The organism is Paraburkholderia madseniana (assembly GCF_009690905.1).
Classification (GTDB): Bacteria; Pseudomonadota; Gammaproteobacteria; order Burkholderiales; family Burkholderiaceae; genus Paraburkholderia; species Paraburkholderia madseniana.
On record NZ_VOSW01000227.1, the window covers coordinates 1 to 3,436 of the forward strand.

Below are 3,436 nucleotides of genomic sequence, written 5' to 3' on the forward strand. Positions count from 1 at the left end.
CAGTCCCGCACGTGCCGACTCCGTTGTCAAAGTCGGCCGGATTGCGCGACGCAAAGAGGGTGACGCCCGTGTCGATCCACAACGTCACGCCGGACTTCAGCTTGATCGGGCCGCTCAAGAAGCCGGATTCCCCGGCGGCGCCTTGAGTCAATTTAACTGCCTGCCCTACGGGGCAGGCATCGATTGCGGCCCGGATGCGGCCGGCGTCGGGCTGAGAGTTAACCGCGGCTGCGTTAAACGCGTCGATAGACCCGCCCGTGGGTGTCAGCGTTGCCTGGAGGGTCGTGCAGACCACGGATGGCAACGCCGGCTCGCTGACCGTGCCCCATTGGGTTGACACAGCGGACGACGAATCGGCCAATGCGGCTGTCGATGCAATCGCAGCGCCGAACGCGGCAACGCCGATGAGGAAGCGCGATATCTGCCGCCGCGGCGGTTACACCCGGCGCTACAGCATGCAACGCACGTTGCAAATGACCGGACACCACCCGAATAGTTATTTTAAAATCGTTCACCTTATGATTCTCGGAATGATTTACAAATCAGGACGTGCGATGAGTGGCTGGCCTCAAACGCTTCTGTCCGCAGGATCGGCCGCCGTCCGCGAAATAGTTGCGACCGGCGTTAGAAAAACATCTGCCCCGTTCATCAACGCGTCCCGCAGCGACTCATCAGACTCAGTGGATTTTGGTCACGCTCCGGTCCCCATCGCCGCTGGGGAAGAATCAGCGTACCCCTACGAGTATTCCCGCTGGTTAGCCCGCGCCGAGCACTCTCACGCATCGCGCGATTGACGATATTCACATGCAGACCGAGAAAGTCCGCCAGAATACGCTGCGACGGCAACGTATCACCTGCTGCGAAGATACCTCGACGAATCGCCTCTTCCAGCGCCGAGACGACCGCCAGATACGCAGGCCCGGGGTACGCGTCAAGATTGGGTATCCAGTTTCTCAAAGATCGTTCCCCGTAGCCATTTGTGCAAACATAAGGCGCGTCTACTGCGCGGAGGAGAACAACGCCTTTATCTGATCCGCGCTGAGCGCATTTTGATAGATGCGGAACTCGTCGATCAGACCGTTGAAGTAAGGATCGGAGTACTGGGAACGGCCGATCCAGTTCTGGCCTGTGTTGCCCAGCTGGAATGGGGTGAACGTCATCGCCGTATTGGTGCCGACCGCACTGCCGTTCACATACAGCGTGCCGACATTTCCCGACAGGGTCACGGCGACATGAGTCCATTGACCGGTCGGCAGCGCCGAGGGCGCGTTGATGACCTGTTCGCCCCCATAGGAGGTAAGCGTGATCGCAAAGCACGCGGTCCCGCTGCCGGAGCAGGGCGTCAGCCTCATGTACTGGTCGATGCCGGTGCCGAAGTCGAAAATGCGCTCCCATTTGGTCGCGGCATTCCAGTACACCCATGCGGCGATGGTGAAATCGCCGAGGCCGGAGACGATGCCCGTGGGCAGGCTCACGTATCCGCGCGATCCGTCTAACGACACTGCCTTGCCGACCTTGCCGGTTGCCCAGGTGACGCCGCCCACCAGCGTGCCGGCGTTGCCGTTGCCGCTCGAATCGGCAGCGCTCGTGCCGGTGCCGTCGTCGAACGCCAGATAAGTCTGTAATTGCACGGCCGTTACCGCCACCGCTTCGTTCGACGCGGCGGTTGTGCCGGACGGCGTCTCGGCGGTCACGACGTAATAGTAGGTCCCTGCCGCAAGACCGCTATCCGTATAGGTCAGCAGATCGGTCACGCCGCTCTTGACGGACTGGTACGACTTTCCCGGGGTCAGGCTGCGCATCACGGTATAGCTGGTCGCTTGCGCAACGCCCCACCACGACAGCACGACCTGTCCCCCGGTCACGGTAGCGGTGAGGCCGCTCGGTGCGGCAACGGTGGTCGGCGCATCTCGCGTGAAGGTCAGCGTACCGTAGCCCAGCTGATCGAATGACCCGCTGTTTTGCCCATATAAGCCGCCGCCTTCGGGCTGCATCAGCATGGCGAACGCGTGGCTATAGGGCGCGGCCAGTCCCTTGCGGTTGATGTAGTGGTTATAGATCATCGCCCATTCGGGCCGCTGGTTGCCCTGCGCCCAGGCCGAGAAGGCCGTGTCGTTGATGCTTCCCGAGCCGTAAATCCAGATGTTATACGGCTCGAACGGCACCGAGTAGTAGGTCGATCCGGACTTCAGATTACCCTTGGCGACGTATTCGGCGGCGGCCAGAACCCGGTTGTTGTCGTACCCGTACAGATCGACTCCCTGATTCCATGCCATCTCGCACAGCGTCGTCAGCAATGAAATACTGAGCGTGTTATGCCCCTGGTCGCGGCCGGACTCCTGCGTTTGTCCCAGGTAGCCCGGGTGAATGTAGTAAACCGTTTGCGCAAGGCCGCCGTTGCCGAGGCCACCCTTGAAATAGTTGACGGCCTCGTCGAACAGGTCCTGTCTGTCGCACAGCACGCCGATCGCCATCATCGACGCCATGCAGCATAGTTGCCAGCTGGAATAGACGGTAAGCGGAGCGAGGCTTTGGCTCAGACCCTGATGGTTCTGCGGGTAGAAGATGTTGAGCATCATCGCCTGGAAGGCGGCGAAGTCCGCTGCCTTCCAGCCCGGATAGGTGCGCATGATCTCGCCGACATTGGCGAACTGGTAACCCTGGATGCCCGACACCAGAAACCCGCTGATATCCCCACCGATAGCGGTCAGCGTCGACGACCATGCGTTCATGATCTGCACCGCCTTGTCCGCATAGGCGGTGTCGCCCGCCACCTTCCAGTACAGCGCGCACATATAGGCGACAGCGATGTCGTTTGCCATCGTCATGTAGTTTTCGGCATGCACGCCGTCGCTGCCTCGATAGACCACCGGCTGCGCCTTCGGCTGCCATGACAGGGTGCCGTACGTGCTGAGGCAGCTCAGCATTTGCTTCCAACCGTCGATCCAGGGTGGCGCTTTCAATGTCACCACCTTCTGCTGCATCCGGGTAAAGTCGTCCGCCGTGTGCAGCAGGCCGGGATGGACAAACCCGCTGCTGGTGGTAGTGGTCGCGTCGAGCATGCTTGTTGCGGCGCTCGACGACGACGAATTGCTGGCCGCGGCCTTGGCCGACTGGCTCGCGGATGTCCCGGCCTGCGTGTCGCTCTGGCCGCCCCCGCACGCTGCAAGTGTGAGCGCGCCAAGGCTATAAAGAAAAGTCCGTCGCGATATGCCGTCGACGATTTCCGCAGGTGTCCCATACAGATCCGATAATGCCGTCCCTGCGTCGTTGATGTCGGATTGAAATTCCTGGCCAGGAGTTCCGGTTTTTCTCGATTCTGCCTTCGGTTTCGTCATGTTTATTTTCTCTCCTAGGTCATGGGAACATAGGGCGTACCGGGAGCTACGTCCCGCACACCTGGGCTACTCGTCTACGCTCGGCCGCAAACGTTTGC

Annotated in this window: 2 protein-coding genes and 1 pseudogene; all 3 read right to left on the bottom strand. The window is 60.8% G+C overall.

Annotated features, from left to right (window positions below):
• Positions 1–361: pseudogene (locus FSO04_RS45275) on the bottom strand (polygalacturonase); the annotation flags it as partial.
• Between the two features lie 287 nt (positions 362–648).
• Entirely contained in the window at positions 649–957 is a 309-nt protein-coding gene (locus FSO04_RS45280) for a GntR family transcriptional regulator (RefSeq protein WP_154567922.1), read from the bottom strand.
• Between the two features lie 41 nt (positions 958–998).
• On the bottom strand, positions 999–3,338 hold the full coding sequence (locus FSO04_RS45285) for a LamG-like jellyroll fold domain-containing protein (RefSeq protein ID WP_154567924.1): 2,340 nt from the start codon (positions 3,336–3,338) through the stop codon (positions 999–1,001).
• Positions 3,339–3,436 lie beyond the last annotated feature (98 nt).